Here is a 17,237-nt window from a genome sequence, read left to right as displayed (position 1 = left end):
TGGCATTTGGCACCGCTGAAGCTCAGGGGCGAAGGCGGCGACGAGGTAAACAAGTAACGATTCAGCCGTATTTTTGATTATCCCTGAGCATAACCCCATACCTCGAATGAAGTACCCATTAGTTTCCAGCAGGACGGTGAAGCGGTAAAAATGACGGAGTGATGCTTTCTAATGCATTGATTAAAAGTGATTTAATTTTTATTCGGGGTGTACCCCTAAGGGGATGAAGGCGCTATTTGTGCCGCCAACTACTTGCATTCGGGTTGATATACATCAACTTTGCCGCCGGGGCCGCCCCCTAGGGTGTGCGGAATGATCCCCCGTGTCTGAGGTTTTTATGTCGCAACTTGCAACGCCTTCATCAAAGAAAACCGGTGCGCTGATTCAGGACTGGCGTCCTGAAGACAGCGCCTTTTGGCAGCAGCGTGGCCATCGCATCGCCACCCGCAACCTGTGGATTTCCATTCCCTGCCTGCTGCTGGCCTTCTGCGTCTGGATGCTGTTCAGCGCCGTTGCGGTCAACCTGAACAAGGTCGGTTTCAACTTCACCACCGACCAACTGTTCCTGTTGACCGCGCTGCCGTCGGTCTCGGGCGCTATTTTACGCGTGCCGTATTCCTTCGTGATCCCGCTGTTTGGTGGCCGTCGCTGGACCGCCATCAGCACCTGCTTCCTGCTGGTGCCGTGCCTGTGGCTGGGGTTCGCGGTGCAGGACAGCAGCACGCCGTACAGCGTGTTCGTCATTATTTCCCTGCTGTGCGGTTTCGCCGGCGCGAACTTTGCCTCCAGCATGGCCAATATCAGCTTCTTCTTCCCGAAAGCGCGTCAGGGCGGTGCGTTGGGGCTCAACGGCGGTCTGGGAAATCTGGGCGTCAGCGTCATGCAACTGGTCGCGCCGCTGGCGATTTCTTTCAGCCTGTTTGGCCTGTTTGGCGGCACGGCGCAAAATCAGGCAGAGGGGGGGCAGCTGTGGCTGGAAAACGCCGCCTGGATCTGGGTACCGTTCCTGCTGGTTGCCACCCTGGCGGCCTGGTTCGGCATGAACGATCTGGCCGCGGCCAAGGCATCGCTGCGCCAGCAACTGCCGGTGCTCAAGCGTGGGCATTTATGGATGCTGAGTTTGCTGTACCTCGCGACCTTTGGTTCTTTCATCGGTTTCTCCGCCGGTTTCGCCATGCTGTCGAAGACGCAATTTCCGGACGTAGTGATCCTGCATTACGCCTTCTTTGGGCCATTCCTCGGTGCGCTGGCACGGCCAGTCGGCGGCGCGCTGTCTGACCGTTTCGGCGGCGTGCGGGTGACGTTGATCAACTTTGTAGTGATGGCCGTGTTCGCCGCGCTGTTGTTCCTGACCTTGCCGATGGCGGGTGAGGGCGGTTCGTTCATCGCCTTCTACGGTATCTTTATGGTGCTGTTTCTCACGGCGGGGCTGGGCAGCGGGTCGACTTTCCAAATGATCGCCGTCATTTTCCGTAAAATCACTGTCGATCGCGTGAAAGCGGCCGGCGGCAGCGACGAGAGCGCGCAGCGTGAAGCGGTGACGGACTCCGCCGCCGCATTGGGTTTTATCTCGGCGATCGGTGCCGCAGGCGGCTTCTTCATTCCCCAGGCATTCGGCACTTCGCTGGCGCTGACCGGTTCCCCGGCGGGGGCAATGAAAGTATTCCTGGTGTTCTATATCTTGTGTGTGGTCATCACTTGGGCGGTGTATGGCCGCAAGAAAAAGGCCTGAGTATCAAACGATTTTCTCAATCCCTCCCGACAGGGGAGGGATATTTCGCTCATTCCGAGTCATCTCTCCTCGCTCTCTCAGTGAAATTTTCTGCCTTTAGGTAAAATTCTCATCTCCGTTTGCCGTTTTTTTCTTTTTTTATAGTTATATCTCTCAATATGGGAATGTCTTCTCCCAAGCGTATTATATTATTTGCACGGTTTTTTCGTTTTGTTGAGAGTATTCTTACATTAAAAGATTAATGTCTTTCCCGCAGGTTAAATGAAATTTCTGGGAGGGTAAGGCATAATTAGTGCGATTGTTATAAAATCAGCAATAGGGTTTTGTCTTAGATGCTGCACGCGCCGTGTGGAATGTGTGACAGGGTTAAATCAGATAACTCTCATTCTGTTTTTTCCGGCTTTTTGTAGTCTATCTGACAATCCGATTAGGTGGAAAAACACAATGAACTCACGGAGAAGAATGAAATTTCACAATTTCATTCGGTTAACAACTGAACAGGGTTGTTATTTTTTTCTTTTTAAATCAATGAGGTGATCATTTGAACTTTACGGTAGTCATGAAGGAAATCCATGTTGCCAACAGGGAAAAAGAGTCATTTGGATAAACGGAACATCCTTAATAAGGCCTAATGTAAAAAATGAAATCAGAAAATTTTTATAAAGGCCAATATCCGATGAATGCAACCTGTTGAGTTTACATTTAATTTCTTGAACATTTTTTGATATTTCTATACAAAGTGTGCAGGACAGGCACGCTAAGGAAATTAAAAGTGAATCTTGATAGAAGAATAAAGATTAGGAATCTCGATGTTCTGACTCCTGCCGGGGAGAAATTTCGTCTGCGTTGGAAGGAGTATCAAATTCTTTCGCTGCTTGTCGCCAGATCACCAGAACTGGTAACCCGAACGGAAATTATAGAAAATATCTGGAAAGGAACTTACTGCTCAGATTCAACGATAAATCAAACAATTAAATCTATTCGCCAAAAAATCAGCGACTCGGAACATACGCTTATCAGAACCATTCCTCGGCTGGGTTACAAGGTGGAAAATCAAGCGGCTTTTCACTTTATATCCGAGGATGAAGACTACGCTGATGATGATATATTAAATGGCGGTGAGGATATTGGCGTTAATATTCAAGCGGAACTTTCTGAAAGTGAAAGTGAGTCCCCTGAGGCACACGATGAAAAAATAGATAAGCCGCGTAAAACGACGCTTGTTGCAGCGCCTGTTGCAACGGTAGAACCCTCCCAGGAACCCACTCGTGATAAAAAGTCGGCGACGGTGCGCCGATTTTTCAGCATGCCCGCCAGTCGCGTAGTGAAATACCTGACGGCATTTGCTTCTTTACTGGTTATTTCACATTTTTCATATGTGCTCGGCAACCAAACTCGCCCGCCGGTGATCAATGATATTCAGAACAATACGCGCGTCGTGTTGACGCTGACGTTGAATAACCCCCATACCAACAGCCCACAAACCCTGTTCTGCCTGTACCAGGGGGAGAGCATGGAGCAGGCGACCATCGAATGTGTCGACCCTAAGCAGGGGCAGCTTAAATTACCGGTAAAATATGAGACCTCTTCTACGCCGGGTAAAGGTCGGATTAATCTCATATTGCCGAATAAAACCTTGCAATATCAAGTTGCTTACGATGTTAAAAATTAGTGCTAAATGAGGTTTTATCTTTAGCGATAATTTTACATTTGATGAAATATTTTATTTCATTATTTGTTATTTGAAAGCCGGGTTCGATTTGTCCAGTCTGGAACTCATTACCTAACGCATATTAGCGTCCTGTTTCCATCGAGGTGACAGGAATAATGAGAACCTGCTGAGTGACAAATTATGGATAAGCGTAAAGTAGCTATTATCGGGGGTTCCGGTTTTATCGGAACACGCCTGGCGAAACGTCTCAGTGTGCGCGATGATCTGACGTTGGTCATCGTTGATAAACAACCTAGCGCACATTTTCCGGCGCTCTATCAGTATGGCGACGTGACGCAACCCGAGACCCTGCAAGAGCCGCTGGCGGGCTGCGACGCCATCATTAATCTGGCGGCGGAACATCAGGACAACGTCGATCCCATTTCGCTCTATTATCAGGTCAATGTAGAAGGTGCACGGCATGTCTGCATGACCGCCTCCGCGTTGAATATCCACCAAGTCATTTTCACTTCCTCGGTTGCCGTTTATGGGTTCGTCGAGCAGGAAACCGATGAAGGAGGGCGTTTCGATCCTTTCAATCATTACGGCAAATCCAAGCTCGAAGCGGAATACGTTTATGAAGCGTGGCGCAAGGCGGATAGCGCCAACAAATTGACCATCATTCGCCCGACGGTGGTATTCGGTGAAGGCAACCGCGGCAATGTGTATAACCTGTTCCGCCAGATCGCCAGCGGCCGATTCGTGATGATTGGCAGTGGCAATAATATGAAGTCGATGGCTTACGTTGAAAATATTGCCGCGCGGCTGGAGCATGCGTTGGACCAGCAGTCAAGTTATCAGGTCAGCAACTACGTCGATAAACCGGACTTTACGATGAATCAATTGGTCGACGTTATTTCCTCCTCGCTGGGCAGAGAAAATAAGACGATTCGCATTCCTTATGTGGTGGGAATATGCGGGGCGACCGCATTGGATGTCGTGAGTAAAATAAGTCGTAAAAAATTCCCAATCAGTCGCGTCAGAGTGCAGAAATTCTGCGCCAGAACGCAATTTAAAAGTAATGTGCAAAATAATTTCGTGGCGCCGGTTGAACTTGATTCGGCAATCGAAAGAACCATTAAACATGAGTTTTCTGATAGATAACTTAACCGCACGCTGACGTTATTTACTTATTTCCGCCGACAAGCGGATAAATCTGTATTTTTCAGGATTAATTCATGCTGACTTATATCCTGGCAGGATCAATTTTGTTTTTGTTAATAGCGCATTGGGAGCTGTAACTCAAGGGCGGTAGCGTGCTTATTCGCTGGAGGAACGATGTTATATCAACTGAGCGTGATATTTGTGCTGGCGGTAGCGTGGGTCCTTATTGCCCGCCGGGCCGCCTTAACGGTGGGATTAGTGGATAAGCCCAATGCGCGTAAGCAACATCTGGGACACATTCCGCTGGTCGGCGGTATCGCCGTGTACCTGACGCTGATGCTGATGACGCTGTGGCAACCCGCCTGGCTGCCTGACAGCACCGTCTATCTGCTGTGCATTACGGCGCTGGTGGTGTTGGGCGTGCTGGATGACCGCTTTGATCTGCCCGTGGCGCCACGCGTCATGGTGCAGGGAGGGATCGCGCTGGCGATGATGCTGGCGGCAGGGATGCAGCTTTCCTCATTGGGCTATGTTTGGGGGCATCAGGAAGTGATGCTCGGTTATGGCGCGTTGCTGCTCACGCCGCTGGCGGTATGGGGAGCGATCAACGCCTACAACATGGTGGATGGCATCGATGGGCAACTGGGCGCCTTGTCCTGCGTGACCTTCGTCGCGTTGGCTATCGTGTTCGGATTGGGCGGCAGGGAAGATCTGGCGCTGTGGTGCCTGGGCCTGATCGTCGCGCTGGCGGCCTATCTGTTGTTCAACCTGAGCCTGTTCGGCGCGCGCAACAAGATCTTTATGGGGGACGCCGGCAGCATGGTGATCGGCTTCAGCGTGCTGTGGCTGGTGTTGCTGGCGACGCAGGGGCCACAGGCGGTAATGCGTCCGGTCACCGCGCTGTGGCTGATCGCCATTCCTCTGATGGACATGGTGACTGTGATGGTGCGTCGCCTGTTGCGTCGCCAAAGCCCCTTCAAAGCGGGCCGCGATCATTTGCACCATATTCTGATGCGTCGTGGGCTCAATGCGCGTCAGGCGCTGGCGATGAGCACCATGCTGGCGGTGACGTTGGCCTGCATTGGCATTTGCAGTGAAGTGTTGCAGCTGCAGGAAAGCCAAATGTTGGTGGCGTTTCTGTTCTGTTTTTGCGGTTATTTCGTCATGTTGCGCGAACCGCGTCAGGCGACGGTGTTCAGCGATAATCCGACCGTCGGCCGTTAATCCCCTCACGGGCTGCGGCAGCAGCCCGTTTATCACGGTACTTCCATGAATTTTCATTTGCCTCTTTTGATGCCATTGGCCTTCACCTCCGCGCTGTTGAGTGGATGTACGGTGGTTCCCGGTTCACATTTACCGACCAGCGGAAAAGCCATCGTCGTGCAACAGGACGACGATTTCGATTTGAATGACCAGGTACAGGTTTATCGCATGTCGCCGATGCTGCTGCAGAAAATGCGGCGCGTAGAACCGGTCGCCCGGCCGAACCCGGCGCTGGATCAGCGATTGCAGAGCTATCAATACCGCATCGGCGTCGGCGACGTGTTGAACGTCACCGTCTGGGATCACCCCGAGTTGACCACGCCGGCCGGGCAATACCGCAGCGCCAGCGACACCGGCAACTGGGTGCATGCGGATGGCACGATTTTTTATCCCTATATCGGGCGAGTGGCGGTGGTGGGCAAGACCGTCACCGAAGTGCGCAGCCTGATCGCCGGCCGTCTGGCGCAGTATGTGGAAAGCCCTCAGGTAGACGTCAGTATTGCCGCTTTCCGTTCGCAGAAGGCTTACGTGACCGGCGAAGTGAAAACCTCCGGCCAACAGGCGATCACCAACGTGCCGTTGACCATTCTGGATGCGATTAACGCCGCCGGCGGCCTGACGGACAACGCCGATTGGCGCAACGTCGTGCTGACCCATCAGGGCAAAGAGCGGGCTATCTCGCTGCAGGCGCTGATGCAGCGCGGCGACATCAGCCAGAACGCGCTGCTGCAGCCGGGCGACATCCTCTACATCCCGCGCAATGACGAATTGAAAGTGTTCGTGATGGGCGAGGTGGGCAAGCAAGCGACGCTGAAGATGGATCGCAGCGGCATGACCCTGACCGAGGCCCTCGGATCTTCCGAAGGGATCAGCCAGACGGTGGCGGATGCGACCGGGGTGTTCGTGATCCGGCCGAGCGGCGGTAAAACACCGCAGCGACTGGCGACGCTGTATCAGTTCGATCTCTCCGACGCCAGCGCGCTGGCGATGGGCGCTGAATTTCAGCTGCAACCTTACGACGTCGTGTACGTCACTGCGGCGCCGGTCGCGCGCTGGAACCGTTTGATCAGCCAGCTGGTGCCGACCATCAGCAGCTTTAACGATCTCAGCGAGGCGACCTTGCGCGTGCGCAACTGGTAACTCCGCAGGGTGAATAAGGAACAGAAGATGAAAAATAATGCGCTGTCCGTGATGGTGGCCGAACAAGACGAAAAGCTGGAGTGGGAACGCCTGATTGGGCCGCTGTGGGATAACCGCTGGCGGATCGCCGTCGTGACCGGCGTGGCTGGCATGTTGGGCGTCGCCTACGCCCTGTTGGCCACCCCGGTGTACCAGGCTACGGCGGTGGTGCAGGTGGAGAAGCAGCTGTCCGGCGATTCGCTGCTGCGTGAAACGTTGGACAGTTCAATGATGGGGCAAAATTCGGCGACACAGGATGAGGTGACGCTGGCTAAGTCGCGCTACGTGCTGGGAAAAACGGTGGACACCCTCGGGCTGACGGTGCGCGTCAGCCCGGACTATTTCCCGGTGTTCGGCAAAGGCTTTGCCCGCTTGAGCGGTGAAAAGCCGCCGGTGCTGAGCATTGCCACGCTGACGACGCCAGCGGACATGGAGGGCGAAGCGCTGACGCTGACGGTGCGCGATGGGCAGCATTACGAGCTGAGTTATGACGGCAGCAAACTGTTCAGCGGCGTGGTCGGGCAGCCGGTGGCGCAAGGCGGTTGGAACATGACCGTCTCGGCGCTGGACGCTTCGCCGGGCGCCAGCTTTACCGTGGTCAAAGTCGCGCGTCAAGAAGCGGTGGACGATCTGCGTAAATACCTGGACGTGGTGCCGGGTGGCAAGGATAGCGGCATCATGACCTTTACGCTGCCGAGCGAAGATCCGCAGAGCGCCGAGGCAATGCTGAAGAACATCACCGACAACTACCTGCAGCAGAACGTGGACCGCAAAACGGAAGAAGCTCAGCGAATGCTGGCGTTCCTGCAAGAGCAGCTGCCGCAAACGCAAACCTCGTTGAACAACGCCGAAACCCAACTTAATCAGTTCCGCCAGCAAAATGACTCGGTGGATCTGTCGCTTGAAGCCAAATCGGTGCTGGATACTCAAGTGCAGCTCGAGGCCCAGCTCAACGAGCTGACCTTCAAGGAAGCGGAAATCTCCAAACTCTACACCCGCGCGCACCCGGCTTACCGGGCGCTGCTGGAGAAGCGCGCCACGCTGGAGGCGGAAAAGGCACGGCTGGGTAAACAGGTGCAGACGTTGCCGAAAATGCAGCAGGAGATCCTGCGTCTTACCCGCGACGTGCAGGTGGATCAGCAGGTTTACATGCAGCTGATGAACAAGCAGCAGGAACTGAGCATCAGCAAGGCCGGCACGGTGGGCAATGTGCGCATCATCGACGAAGCGGAAACCGCGCTGCGGCCGATTAAGCCGCAAAAGATGCTGATCGTATTGTTGGCGCTGCTGCTTGGCGCCGGGGGCGGCGCCATCGTAGTGCTGCTGCGTGCGGCCTTCCATCGCGGCATCAATGACATCGATACCCTGGAGAAGCGGGGCATCAACGTCTACGCCACCGTGCCGCTGTCGCCGTGGCAGGTGAAGCGCAACCGCGAGCAACGTCAGCTGCTGCCAAGGTCCGGGGGGCGGCGCTTGCCGATCCTGGCGGTGGCCGAACCGACGGACCTGTCGGTGGAAGCGATCCGCAGCCTGCGCACCAGCCTGCATTTCGCCATGATGGAGGCCAAGAACAACATTCTGATGGTCTCCGGCGCCAGCCCGGAAAGCGGCAAGAGCTTTACCAGCACCAACCTGGCGGTGGTGGTGGCGCAGGCCGGGCAGCGGGTGCTGTTGATCGACGCCGATATGCGCAAAGGCTTCCTGCACCGCTGGCTGGCGGATGATGGGCATCAGGGGCTGTCCGACATGCTGGTGGGCAACGTGATGGCGGAACAGGCGGTGCGGAAAACCGCCATCGCCAATCTGGACTTCGTGCCGCGCGGTCAGGTGCCGCCGAACCCGTCCGAACTGCTGATGCACCGCCGCTTCGCCGATTTCCTGCGCTGGGCCGGGCAGAACTACGATCTGGTGCTGATCGACACGCCGCCGATTCTGGCGGTGACGGACGCGGCGATCGTCGGCAATCACGCGGGTACCTCACTGCTGGTGGTGCGCTTTGAGGTGAATACCGTCAAGCAGATCGAAACCAGCATGCGTCGTTTCGAACAGAATGGCGTGGCGATCAAGGGCGTGATCCTCAACGGGATGGTGAAGAAGGCGGCAACCGACATGAGCTATTACAACTTCGCCTACCCAAGCCATCGGGAAGATCACCCGCAGGCAGGGGAATAAACGGGTGAAGGCCATTATCACCAATGCCCTGTGGCTGATGCTTGAACGCGTTTCGCTCAGCCTGTCCGGCATCTTCGTCTCCATTTACGTTGCGCGCTATCTGGGGCCCGCGCAGTTTGGCACCCTCAACTATCTGTTGGCGACGATCGCCATCGTAGTGCCACTGGTGCAGTTGGGCGCCGACAGCATCATTTTCAACCGCGTCGCCCGCCGACAGCCGAGCGGCATTCGCCTGATGCTGGCGTCAATACGCCTGCGTCGTTGGCTGTTCCTGGTGGTGGCGCTGCCGATGCTGATATGGAGCTATTTCAGCCAATCGCCCGCCAGCCAACTGATGACGCTGTTGCTGCTTATCAGCGCCTATTTCTCGATTCAGGACGTGTACAAAATTTATTACGATGCCCGCCTGCAGTCGAAACGCAATACGCTGATCAACAACCTGGCGCTGCTGCTGTCGATCGGGCTGCGGCTGGCGCTGGTGAGCGCGGCGCTGCCGCTGGTGTGGTTCGCGGTACCCTACATCCTCAGCAGCGCCGTACCTTACCTGGCGCGCCTCTGGTTATTCCGTGCGGAAGCGGCGGCCTCGCCGCGGGTTACGCCGCGCCAGGCCAGGCGCTATGGCCGTTATTTGCTAAAGGTGGGCCTGCCGTTGGCCATCTCCAGCCTGTCGATAGTGATCTATACCCGCATCGATCAAATCATGCTGGGCAATCTGGTCGGCGAGCAGGCGGTAGGCTGGTTCAGTGCCGCCACCACCCTCAGCCAAGGCTGGGTTTTCGTGCCGATGGCGCTGATCACTTCGTTGATGCCGGGCATTGCCAGCTGTCGCGATCCGTTGGAGCAGGAGTACCGTATTCGGGTGCTTTATCTGGTGGTCTTGGGCCTGTCGTTGCCGGTGTTGCTGGGCCTATGGTGGTTCGCCCACCCGGCGATTGCGCTGCTGTACGGCGCCGCTTTCCAACCGGCCGCCAATATCCTGGCTATTTGCACGCTGACCTCGCTGTTCTCGGTAATGGGGACGGTTTCGTACCGCAGCATCGTGCTGTTCGCCGGCTATCGTTTTATCGCCATCAAGATGCCGTTGGTGGCGGTGGCGAACGTGGTGATGAATCTGCTGCTGATCCCGCGCTACGGCCTGATCGGTGCGGCGGTATCTACGCTGTTGGCGGAGTTCATTTCGTTCTTCGTGCTGAACAGTTTATTCCGTGGCGGAAAAATTACCCGACTGCAGCTGACCTGTTTTTACTGCCTGCCGCGTCTTGTCAGCAAATTAAGGAGAGAGCATGTTAAACATCCTGGTTAAAAATATTTCCAAGCGCCTGCCCGATGCCTGGCACCATCAGGTTAAATACGCGCTCTATTTCAAGAAGCTGCCGCACCTGTCAAAACCGACCGGCTTCAGCGAAAAGATCATGCGCCGCAAAATTTATCCGCGCAGCATCTACACCACTTTGTCGGACAAGTTCAAGGTGCGTGAATTTATCGCCGGCCTGTGGGGCGAGGAGTATCTGGTGGAGCTGTATACGCATGGCACTGAACTTAGCTACGACATGTTCAGGCAATTGCCTAACGCCTTTGTGCTGAAGGCCAACCACGGCAGCGGCTATAACCGCTTGGTGTTCGACAAGCAGCAGATTAGCTACGCGGAGTTGTACGATCTCAGCAACGCGTGGATGCGCAGCAACTTTTATGAGCAGAGCCGCGAAAAGCATTATCTGGATATCGAACCCTGCATCATGGTGGAGCGCCTGTTGCTGGATGGCGAACAGGTGCCGAACGATATCAAGTTTCATTGTTTCAACGACAATCATGAAATTCGTATGTTCATCCAGGTGGATTACCAGCGTTTCGGCACCCATCGGCGCGATATTTTTGATATCGACTGGAACCGCACCGAAATTCGTATCAACTTGCCGAATGCAGACGAACCGATGCCGCGTCCTACACGGCTGGAGGAAATGATACGTTTGGCTCGCCAGACCGCGCAGCAGTTCTCTTATGTCCGTGTGGATTTCTACCAGGTCGGTGAGAAGGTGTATTTCGGTGAGTTGACGTTTACGCCTGGCGCGGGGTTAAGCAAGCTGATGCCGAAAAACATTGAGCAGGAATGGGGCAGTTATTTTACTGAGTAAACGCTTATGCAAAGAGTCGCCTCCAATTTTCAAATGCATGCTAATGCGGGTTATAATCAGTCGCGAGATTTAGTCAATCAATCAATTGTATTGACCTTCCTGCTGATGTTTTTCGTGAAAACGTTCCTGACCTCGGGATCGTTCAATAGCGAGCTGATTAATAAAGCGGTCATGGGGCTTAATGGCTTGATGTTGCTCTATGTTGGCTATGCATTTTTTATCGCTACGCTGGCGGAAAAGGCGGTTGCGGGTTTTTTGGTTCTGCTGTTTCTTGTTAATATTGCCACCGGTCATGGTGATTATCTGTTTGGTGCGGTATTCAGCACGGCGGTAATCATTTTATTTCGCCGCATAGACATGGGGCGTGGCGCTGAAATGTTTGCCATCACCTTTGTGGTGGCAGGGTTACTGGTGGTTATTCCCTATATCTTTTACACCGATGGGTTTGTTTACCTTGATGAGCGTTACGGCAATCGATTAACGCTGGGGTTCGATAATCCGAATACCCTGGCGTATTATTCTTTTGCCTTGTTCGCCACATTGCTGAGCCTGATCGACCATGCGAAATTAACGCGAGGAGTGAAAAATATCGCTTCGCTGGCGGTATCGGCGTTAATTCTCCCGGTGCTGATGTATTCCTATTCTCGCACCTGTTTTATGTTGGCGCTGTTGATGTTGTTGCTGTTTTGGCTGGCGCCGCTGCTGCGTGTCGCGCCGAACAGAAAAGTCTGCATCGCGCTGACGTTGGCCATTGTAGGCTTTCAATTCGCCAGCGTTATACGCTGGGGGAGTAATCCGGCCTTGGACGTCCTCTTGAACCAGGCGTTGACCGGGCGAATCTGGTTCTCCTGGCAGATGTTTCAGGCGGTGGGGCTACCCAATCCGCTGTTCGGCATGAATATAGAGCCTTATAAGCCCGTCGATTTCTTCTTCATCGCCATGTTTTATTCGGCCGGTGGCATCGCTTCTGTTGTCATGCTTTTTTGTTATTTTCACCTGTTGGGCAATATGCGCAGGCTGAGTCGGTTCATGCGCTGGGTGGTGGTTGTTTTCCTGCTGACAACCTTTACGGAAACCTATTTTTTGGTCCCGGTATTTAACGTGTCGTTATTGTTGCTTTGCCGTGGAAAAGAAATGATAAATTCTAAGTTGGAGGGTTAAGAAATGGATTTCTCGATCGTTATCCCTATTTATAATAGTGCACGCTACCTGCCGAAAACGCTGAAGCGGATTTTCAACGCTTGCCAAGGATTCGACTATCAGGTGATTTTGGTTGATGATTGCTCTGACGAGGATGATATCAAATATATTCGTCAGATAGCGGCGACGAATAGCAATGTGATGCTGCATGAGAAAAAACAGAAGAGCAATGCGGCGGTGTCGCGCAACTTAGGTACCAAGTTAGCGCAATCGGAGATCGTGTTTTTCCTCGACTCTGATGATTACTTCACGACCAACTATATTATTCGTCGCATGAATAAACATGAGGATCGCCATATTGATATTATCTTCGGCAACTATGCGGAGGTGAGCGGCGATTCGGTGCGTGATTTCAACTTCCATTATAAATCCGGTTCCTCCGGCGAGGATTTTCTTTTTCTGGAAATGGGCGATATTCGTTCATCCACCATCAGCATCCGTAAAAAAAGCGATCGCCGCTTTTTATTTCCCGAGTTCCTCAATAAGCATCAGGACTGGGGTTTTTTGGTCAATGCCACCAATTTGGGCGCGCATGTGGCGCACGACGCCGGCGGAGGGGTGTTTCTCGACGTAGGGCGCTATGGGCGCATGACGGCGAAGCTCAATCTGGAGGCCAGCGACCGGTTTATCAATACCTTCCTCAGCCCCAGCGATCGCCATATCAGCGGATTCGCCTGCAAGCATCTGCTGGCCTCGCTGTATTCGGAAAACGCCCAGGCGTTCAATTATTACTCGTCGCGCATCGTGCGGCACAGCCTGAGCGGCAAGTTCAAGGTGATCAAATGGTATGGCGATTGTCTGGCGCGGTTGGGGTTGTTCTCGGTTGGCGGCCGGCTGCTGCGCAATGTGCGCCAGGGATTCAGGAGATGATATGCAAGCACGCAAGGTAATCATCGTTATCGAAAATATCGCGGGCAAGGGCGGTACTGAACGGGTCGCCAGCGGTTTGGCCAACGCGCTGGCGCGTCTGCCGGGTTATGAGGTGGCGGTGTTTTCGCTGTTTGGCGAGTGGAGCTTCTTTCCGCTGGCGAGTGACGTCCGGTTGCGCTGCGGCGGTGGCGATTCGCTGTTCTGGCCATGGCGGCTGGCATTGGCGCTGCGGCGTGAACGCGCGGACGTGATCATTACCGTTTCTATGGGAAAACTGTCGGTGGTGATGACGCCTTTTCTGCGTTTGTTCTGTGCCCGCAGCCGGTTGCTATTAAGTGAGCACGTCAGCTTTCACCAGTATCCGCGCGTATTTAAGTGGCTGAAGTTGCTGGTTTACCGGCTGAGCGATCGCGTGATTTTCCTGACGCGGCAAGATAGCGACGCCATCGCTCGCTGGGTGGGGGCCGGAAAATGTCGGGTGATCGAGAACGTTTCGCCATTCGGCGCACAGGCGCCGACGCCGGCGCTGCAAAAAAAGGTGGCGCTGGCGGTGGGGCGATTGAGCAATCAGAAAGGCTTCGATCGACTGATCGCACTGTGGCGAGGGGTGGTGGCGCAGGCGCCGGATTGGCGTCTGCTGATTATTGGCGACGGTCCGGAGCGCGACGCATTGCGGCGACAGATTGAAGACGCCGGGCTGGAGCGGCAGGTGAGTCTGCTGCCGGCCACCGCTAACGTGGCGGACTATTATCGCCAGGCCAGCCTGTATTTGATGACCTCTCGCTATGAGGGATTGCCGATGGTGCTGATCGAAGCCATGAGTTTCGGTCTGCCGCTGGTGGCCTACGACTGCAAGACCGGCCCGGCCGAGTTGATAGACGATGGCGTCAACGGCTATCTGGTGCCCGATGACGACGCCGCCGCCTTCAGCGAAGGGGTGATCAAACTGATGCTCGATCCGGGTTTGCGCGAGCACTTCTCTATCGCCGCGTTAGAGAAGTCTCGTCGTTTTTCTCCCGAACGTATTTATCCCCAGTGGCAACAGCTCACCGAGTGAGGACAGAATGGAAAAGATATCCGTGATAATGCCGGCCTACAATGCTGCGAACTCTATTAAAGAGTCGATTCTAGGCGTGCTGAATCAGCGATTTACCGATTATCACCTGTATGTGATCGATGATGCGTCTACCGACGATACTGCCGAGGTGGTACGGCCGTTCATCCACGATCGCCTCACCTATATCCGTAATGAGCATAACCAGGGCGTGGCGGAAACGCGCAACATCGGCATTGAGGCGGCGAAAGGCGACTATATCGCCTTCTGCGACAGTGATGACGTATGGCTGCCCAACAAGCTGTCGCGCCAGGCGAGCATTTTGCAAACCCGCCGCTACGACGTGGTGTGCTCCCATTATTACACCTTCGAAGACGACCTGAAATTGATCAAAAACACCCGTGGTGCGGATGAGCTTATTGGCTATCAGGATATGTTGAAAAGCAACTGGATTGGCAATCTCACCGGCATCTACAACCAGAAGCGCATCGGTAAGGTGTATCAGCAAAAAGTGGGCCATGAGGACTATTTGATGTGGCTGGCGGTGCTGCAGAAGGCGCGTAACGGCCTGGCCTACTGCATTCCCGAACCGCTGGCCTGTTACCGATTGTCTACCCATTCGCTGTCGGGCAACAAAATCCGCGCCGCGGACTGGCAATGGCGGATTTACCGTCAGCATTTGGGGCTGTCTTACCAGAAATCCTGCTATCTGTTCGCCACCTATCTGTTCAATGCCGTGGTGAAAAGGAAGTGACCATGAGGGGAATGTATCAGAGGGTGGCTCTGGGCTGTTGCGCCTTGTGGAGCGCTTCGGCTCTGGCGCAGAGCTGCCAACCCAATCTGTTGGCCAATCCCGGCTTTGAGCAGGGGCTCAGCGGCTGGCGCGCGCAGGGCGCACAGGGCGACGGCGATACGCACAGCGGCCGTGGCAGTTTGCGTTATGACAATGCAGATGCAGCGCAGTACCGTACCTTCAACCAGGCGCTGCAGGTTGTACCCGGGCAGACGATCGATTTCGGCGTCTGGCTCAAGACCCGCGGCGTACGCGGGCAAAGCCGCGACGGCGGCGCCGGGGTTTATCTGCAAAGCTTTGATGCGCAGGGGCGCTTTCTGGAAGGCAGCTATCCGGCTGGCGTGACCGGCGACAGCGGTTGGCGGCAGGTGAACGCCAGCTATACCGTGCCGCCGCAGGCGGCGCGAATCACTTTTGGCGTTTACCTGCGTAAGGGGAGCACCGGTACCGTCTGGTTTGACGACGCCTATGCGTGTACTCGAGCGCCTAAGCCGGCATTGTATCAGCTCGGCGCGTCGGCGCAGGGAAAGGTCGACACGCTGATAGTCACTGCGCAGCCGCAGCATTTGCAGGTCGATAGCGAATTGCTTAATGCCGAGGGGCAGGTTGTTCACCGTAGCCGCGACCGTTATCAAGTTGAAGGGCAGCGCCGTATCGAATACCCACTGCCGACCGGCCTGGCCCAGGGAGAGTACCGCCTGCGTCAGCAGGTCACCGGTCAGCAATCCCAGCCGGCACAGGGCAGCGAGCTGTCTTTTCGCGTTGGCCAGCCTGAGGCCAAAGTGGCGATCGACAGCAAAGGCTTTACCCTGCGCGATGGTCAACGGCTTTTCCCGTTGGGCATTTACGCCAACGTGGCTACCGATGAACATTTGGCGCGCATCGCCTCGGCGGGATTCAACACGGTGCTGAACTATGATTATGGGGAAAAGAAAGATCCTTACGACTTTTTCCGCAACGCACGCAAGCGCGGGCTGCTGGTCATTTACTCCGTCAAAGATCAGTACCGCGGCAGCCGTTTCGCGCCGGCCGTGCGCGGTGGCGACTACGCGGCGATGACGGCCTGGTACGTGCAGCGCTTGCGCTCTCAGCCCAACCTGCTCGCCTGGTACATCAACGATGAACTGGGGCCGGAATATCTCGATAAGATCGAGGAAAAAAACCTGCAAATAAAGCGGCTTGACGGCGATCACCCCACCTTCCAGGTGTTGAACAAAACCGGGGAGTTGGACGCCTACTTTAACAGCAGCGACATTTTGGCGACCGACCCTTACCCGGTGGGGAACGATCGCGATCTGACGCGCACTACGCGTTATACCGAACTGACGGTGCAGGCCGCCCGCCAGGCACGCGGGGCCTGGGTGGTGATGCAAATCATGGATCACGCCGCTTATGACGCCCGCCGCAAGCCACATCCGCCGTCAGAGGCGGAAATCCGCAACCAGGCCTGGCAGGCGCTGATCGGCGGCGCTAAGGGGCTGTTGTTTTATTCTTATACCGATCTGTTTTACAAGCGTAAAACCGGCCGCTTCGACCAACGGGAGTTTGACGCCACCTGGCGTGGCGTGGCTGCCGTGTCGCAGCAAATTGCCGCTTTCACCCCTTATCTGCTGACGGGAAAATCGACGCCGCTGGCGGGAAGCGACCCGCAAATGCCGGCGCGGATGTTTATTCTGGGCGATCGCGCCTTGCTGCTGGTAGCCAACCCCTACTATCGAGAGGGAAGCACCCGCTTGCGCCTTCCGGCGGGCTGGCGGCAGCAGGGAGAGGGCACGGAGGTCAAGCTGGCGTTGCCCGCAGTGGGCACCGCGACGCTGTGGCTTCAACGCTGAAAGCGACGAGTTAGCATCACGCGGGAGGTTTCTCCCGCGTCCTACCCCCAAATACCCCACCTTGCCCCCCGCCCGTCAGTCTCTGTCATGAATTCCTGATTTATTCATTCAAATTCAATTAATTAAAGTTAAGTCTCGCACCTATACTTTGGTGGTATTTCATCCCCGACGCGCGCGTCGCCTCCCGCTTTCTCT

The 17,237-nt window shown here is 55.1% G+C and carries 13 protein-coding genes; all 13 read left to right on the top strand.

Going from position 1 to position 17,237, the window contains the following annotated elements; genetic code table 11:
* Positions 1–337: 337 nt before the first annotated feature.
* The 13 genes from ACSJLU_RS14345 to ACSJLU_RS14285 all read left to right on the top strand — a co-directional run bounded on the left by ACSJLU_RS14345 (position 338) and on the right by ACSJLU_RS14285 (position 17,042).
* On the top strand, positions 338–1,732 hold the full coding sequence (locus ACSJLU_RS14345) for a NarK family nitrate/nitrite MFS transporter (protein ID WP_025303214.1): 1,395 nt from the start codon (positions 338–340) through the stop codon (positions 1,730–1,732).
* Positions 1,733–2,504: 772 nt separating this feature from the next.
* Positions 2,505–3,404 (top strand): winged helix-turn-helix domain-containing protein, encoded by a 900-nt coding sequence (locus ACSJLU_RS14340; RefSeq protein ID WP_043138557.1) that lies wholly within the window; start codon positions 2,505–2,507, stop codon positions 3,402–3,404.
* A gap of 180 nt (positions 3,405–3,584) precedes the next feature.
* Positions 3,585–4,547 carry an NAD-dependent epimerase/dehydratase family protein gene (locus ACSJLU_RS14335; RefSeq protein ID WP_025303213.1) on the top strand — a complete coding sequence of 321 codons (963 nt, stop codon included), beginning with the start codon at positions 3,585–3,587 and terminating at the stop codon, positions 4,545–4,547.
* 174 nt (positions 4,548–4,721) lie between these two features.
* Positions 4,722–5,771: a UDP-N-acetylglucosamine--undecaprenyl-phosphate N-acetylglucosaminephosphotransferase gene (gene wecA, locus ACSJLU_RS14330; protein WP_025303212.1), complete on the top strand. Its 1,050-nt coding sequence runs from the start codon at positions 4,722–4,724 to the stop codon at positions 5,769–5,771.
* Positions 5,772–5,816: 45 nt separating this feature from the next.
* Positions 5,817–6,950, top strand: coding sequence for a polysaccharide export protein (locus tag ACSJLU_RS14325; RefSeq protein WP_025303211.1), 1,134 nt, complete (start codon positions 5,817–5,819; stop codon positions 6,948–6,950).
* Positions 6,951–6,977: 27 nt separating this feature from the next.
* Positions 6,978–9,161: a polysaccharide biosynthesis tyrosine autokinase gene (locus tag ACSJLU_RS14320; RefSeq protein ID WP_060433316.1), complete on the top strand. Its 2,184-nt coding sequence runs from the start codon at positions 6,978–6,980 to the stop codon at positions 9,159–9,161.
* Between the two features lie 4 nt (positions 9,162–9,165).
* Entirely contained in the window at positions 9,166–10,464 is a 1,299-nt protein-coding gene (locus ACSJLU_RS14315) for a flippase (RefSeq protein ID WP_049204106.1), read from the top strand.
* Positions 10,445–11,293 (top strand): ATP-grasp fold amidoligase family protein, encoded by an 849-nt coding sequence (locus tag ACSJLU_RS14310; protein ID WP_089195975.1) that lies wholly within the window; start codon positions 10,445–10,447, stop codon positions 11,291–11,293. Before ACSJLU_RS14315 ends, ACSJLU_RS14310 begins: the two co-directional genes overlap by 20 nt.
* A 6-nt stretch (positions 11,294–11,299) precedes the next feature.
* Positions 11,300–12,454, top strand: a complete 1,155-nt coding sequence (locus tag ACSJLU_RS14305) for a hypothetical protein (protein WP_049209034.1) — start codon at positions 11,300–11,302, stop codon at positions 12,452–12,454.
* A 3-nt stretch (positions 12,455–12,457) separates the two neighbouring features.
* On the top strand, positions 12,458–13,363 hold the full coding sequence (locus tag ACSJLU_RS14300) for a glycosyltransferase family 2 protein (protein ID WP_025303206.1): 906 nt from the start codon (positions 12,458–12,460) through the stop codon (positions 13,361–13,363).
* Position 13,364: 1 nt separating this feature from the next.
* Complete coding sequence (locus ACSJLU_RS14295; protein WP_342096346.1) at positions 13,365–14,420, top strand: glycosyltransferase family 4 protein; 1,056 nt, start codon at positions 13,365–13,367, stop codon at positions 14,418–14,420.
* Positions 14,421–14,427: 7 nt separating this feature from the next.
* On the top strand, positions 14,428–15,171 hold the full coding sequence (locus tag ACSJLU_RS14290) for a glycosyltransferase family 2 protein (protein ID WP_038876984.1): 744 nt from the start codon (positions 14,428–14,430) through the stop codon (positions 15,169–15,171).
* 11 nt (positions 15,172–15,182) lie between these two features.
* Entirely contained in the window at positions 15,183–17,042 is a 1,860-nt protein-coding gene (locus ACSJLU_RS14285; protein WP_380825262.1) for a carbohydrate-binding protein CenC, read from the top strand.
* The last annotated feature ends 195 nt before the right edge of the window (positions 17,043–17,237 follow it).

It is taken from the genome of Serratia bockelmannii, assembly GCF_051803255.1.
GTDB lineage: Bacteria > Pseudomonadota > Gammaproteobacteria > Enterobacterales > Enterobacteriaceae > Serratia > Serratia bockelmannii.
Note: the sequence above shows the minus strand (reverse complement) of the source record. Positions and strands in the feature narration are given on the sequence as shown.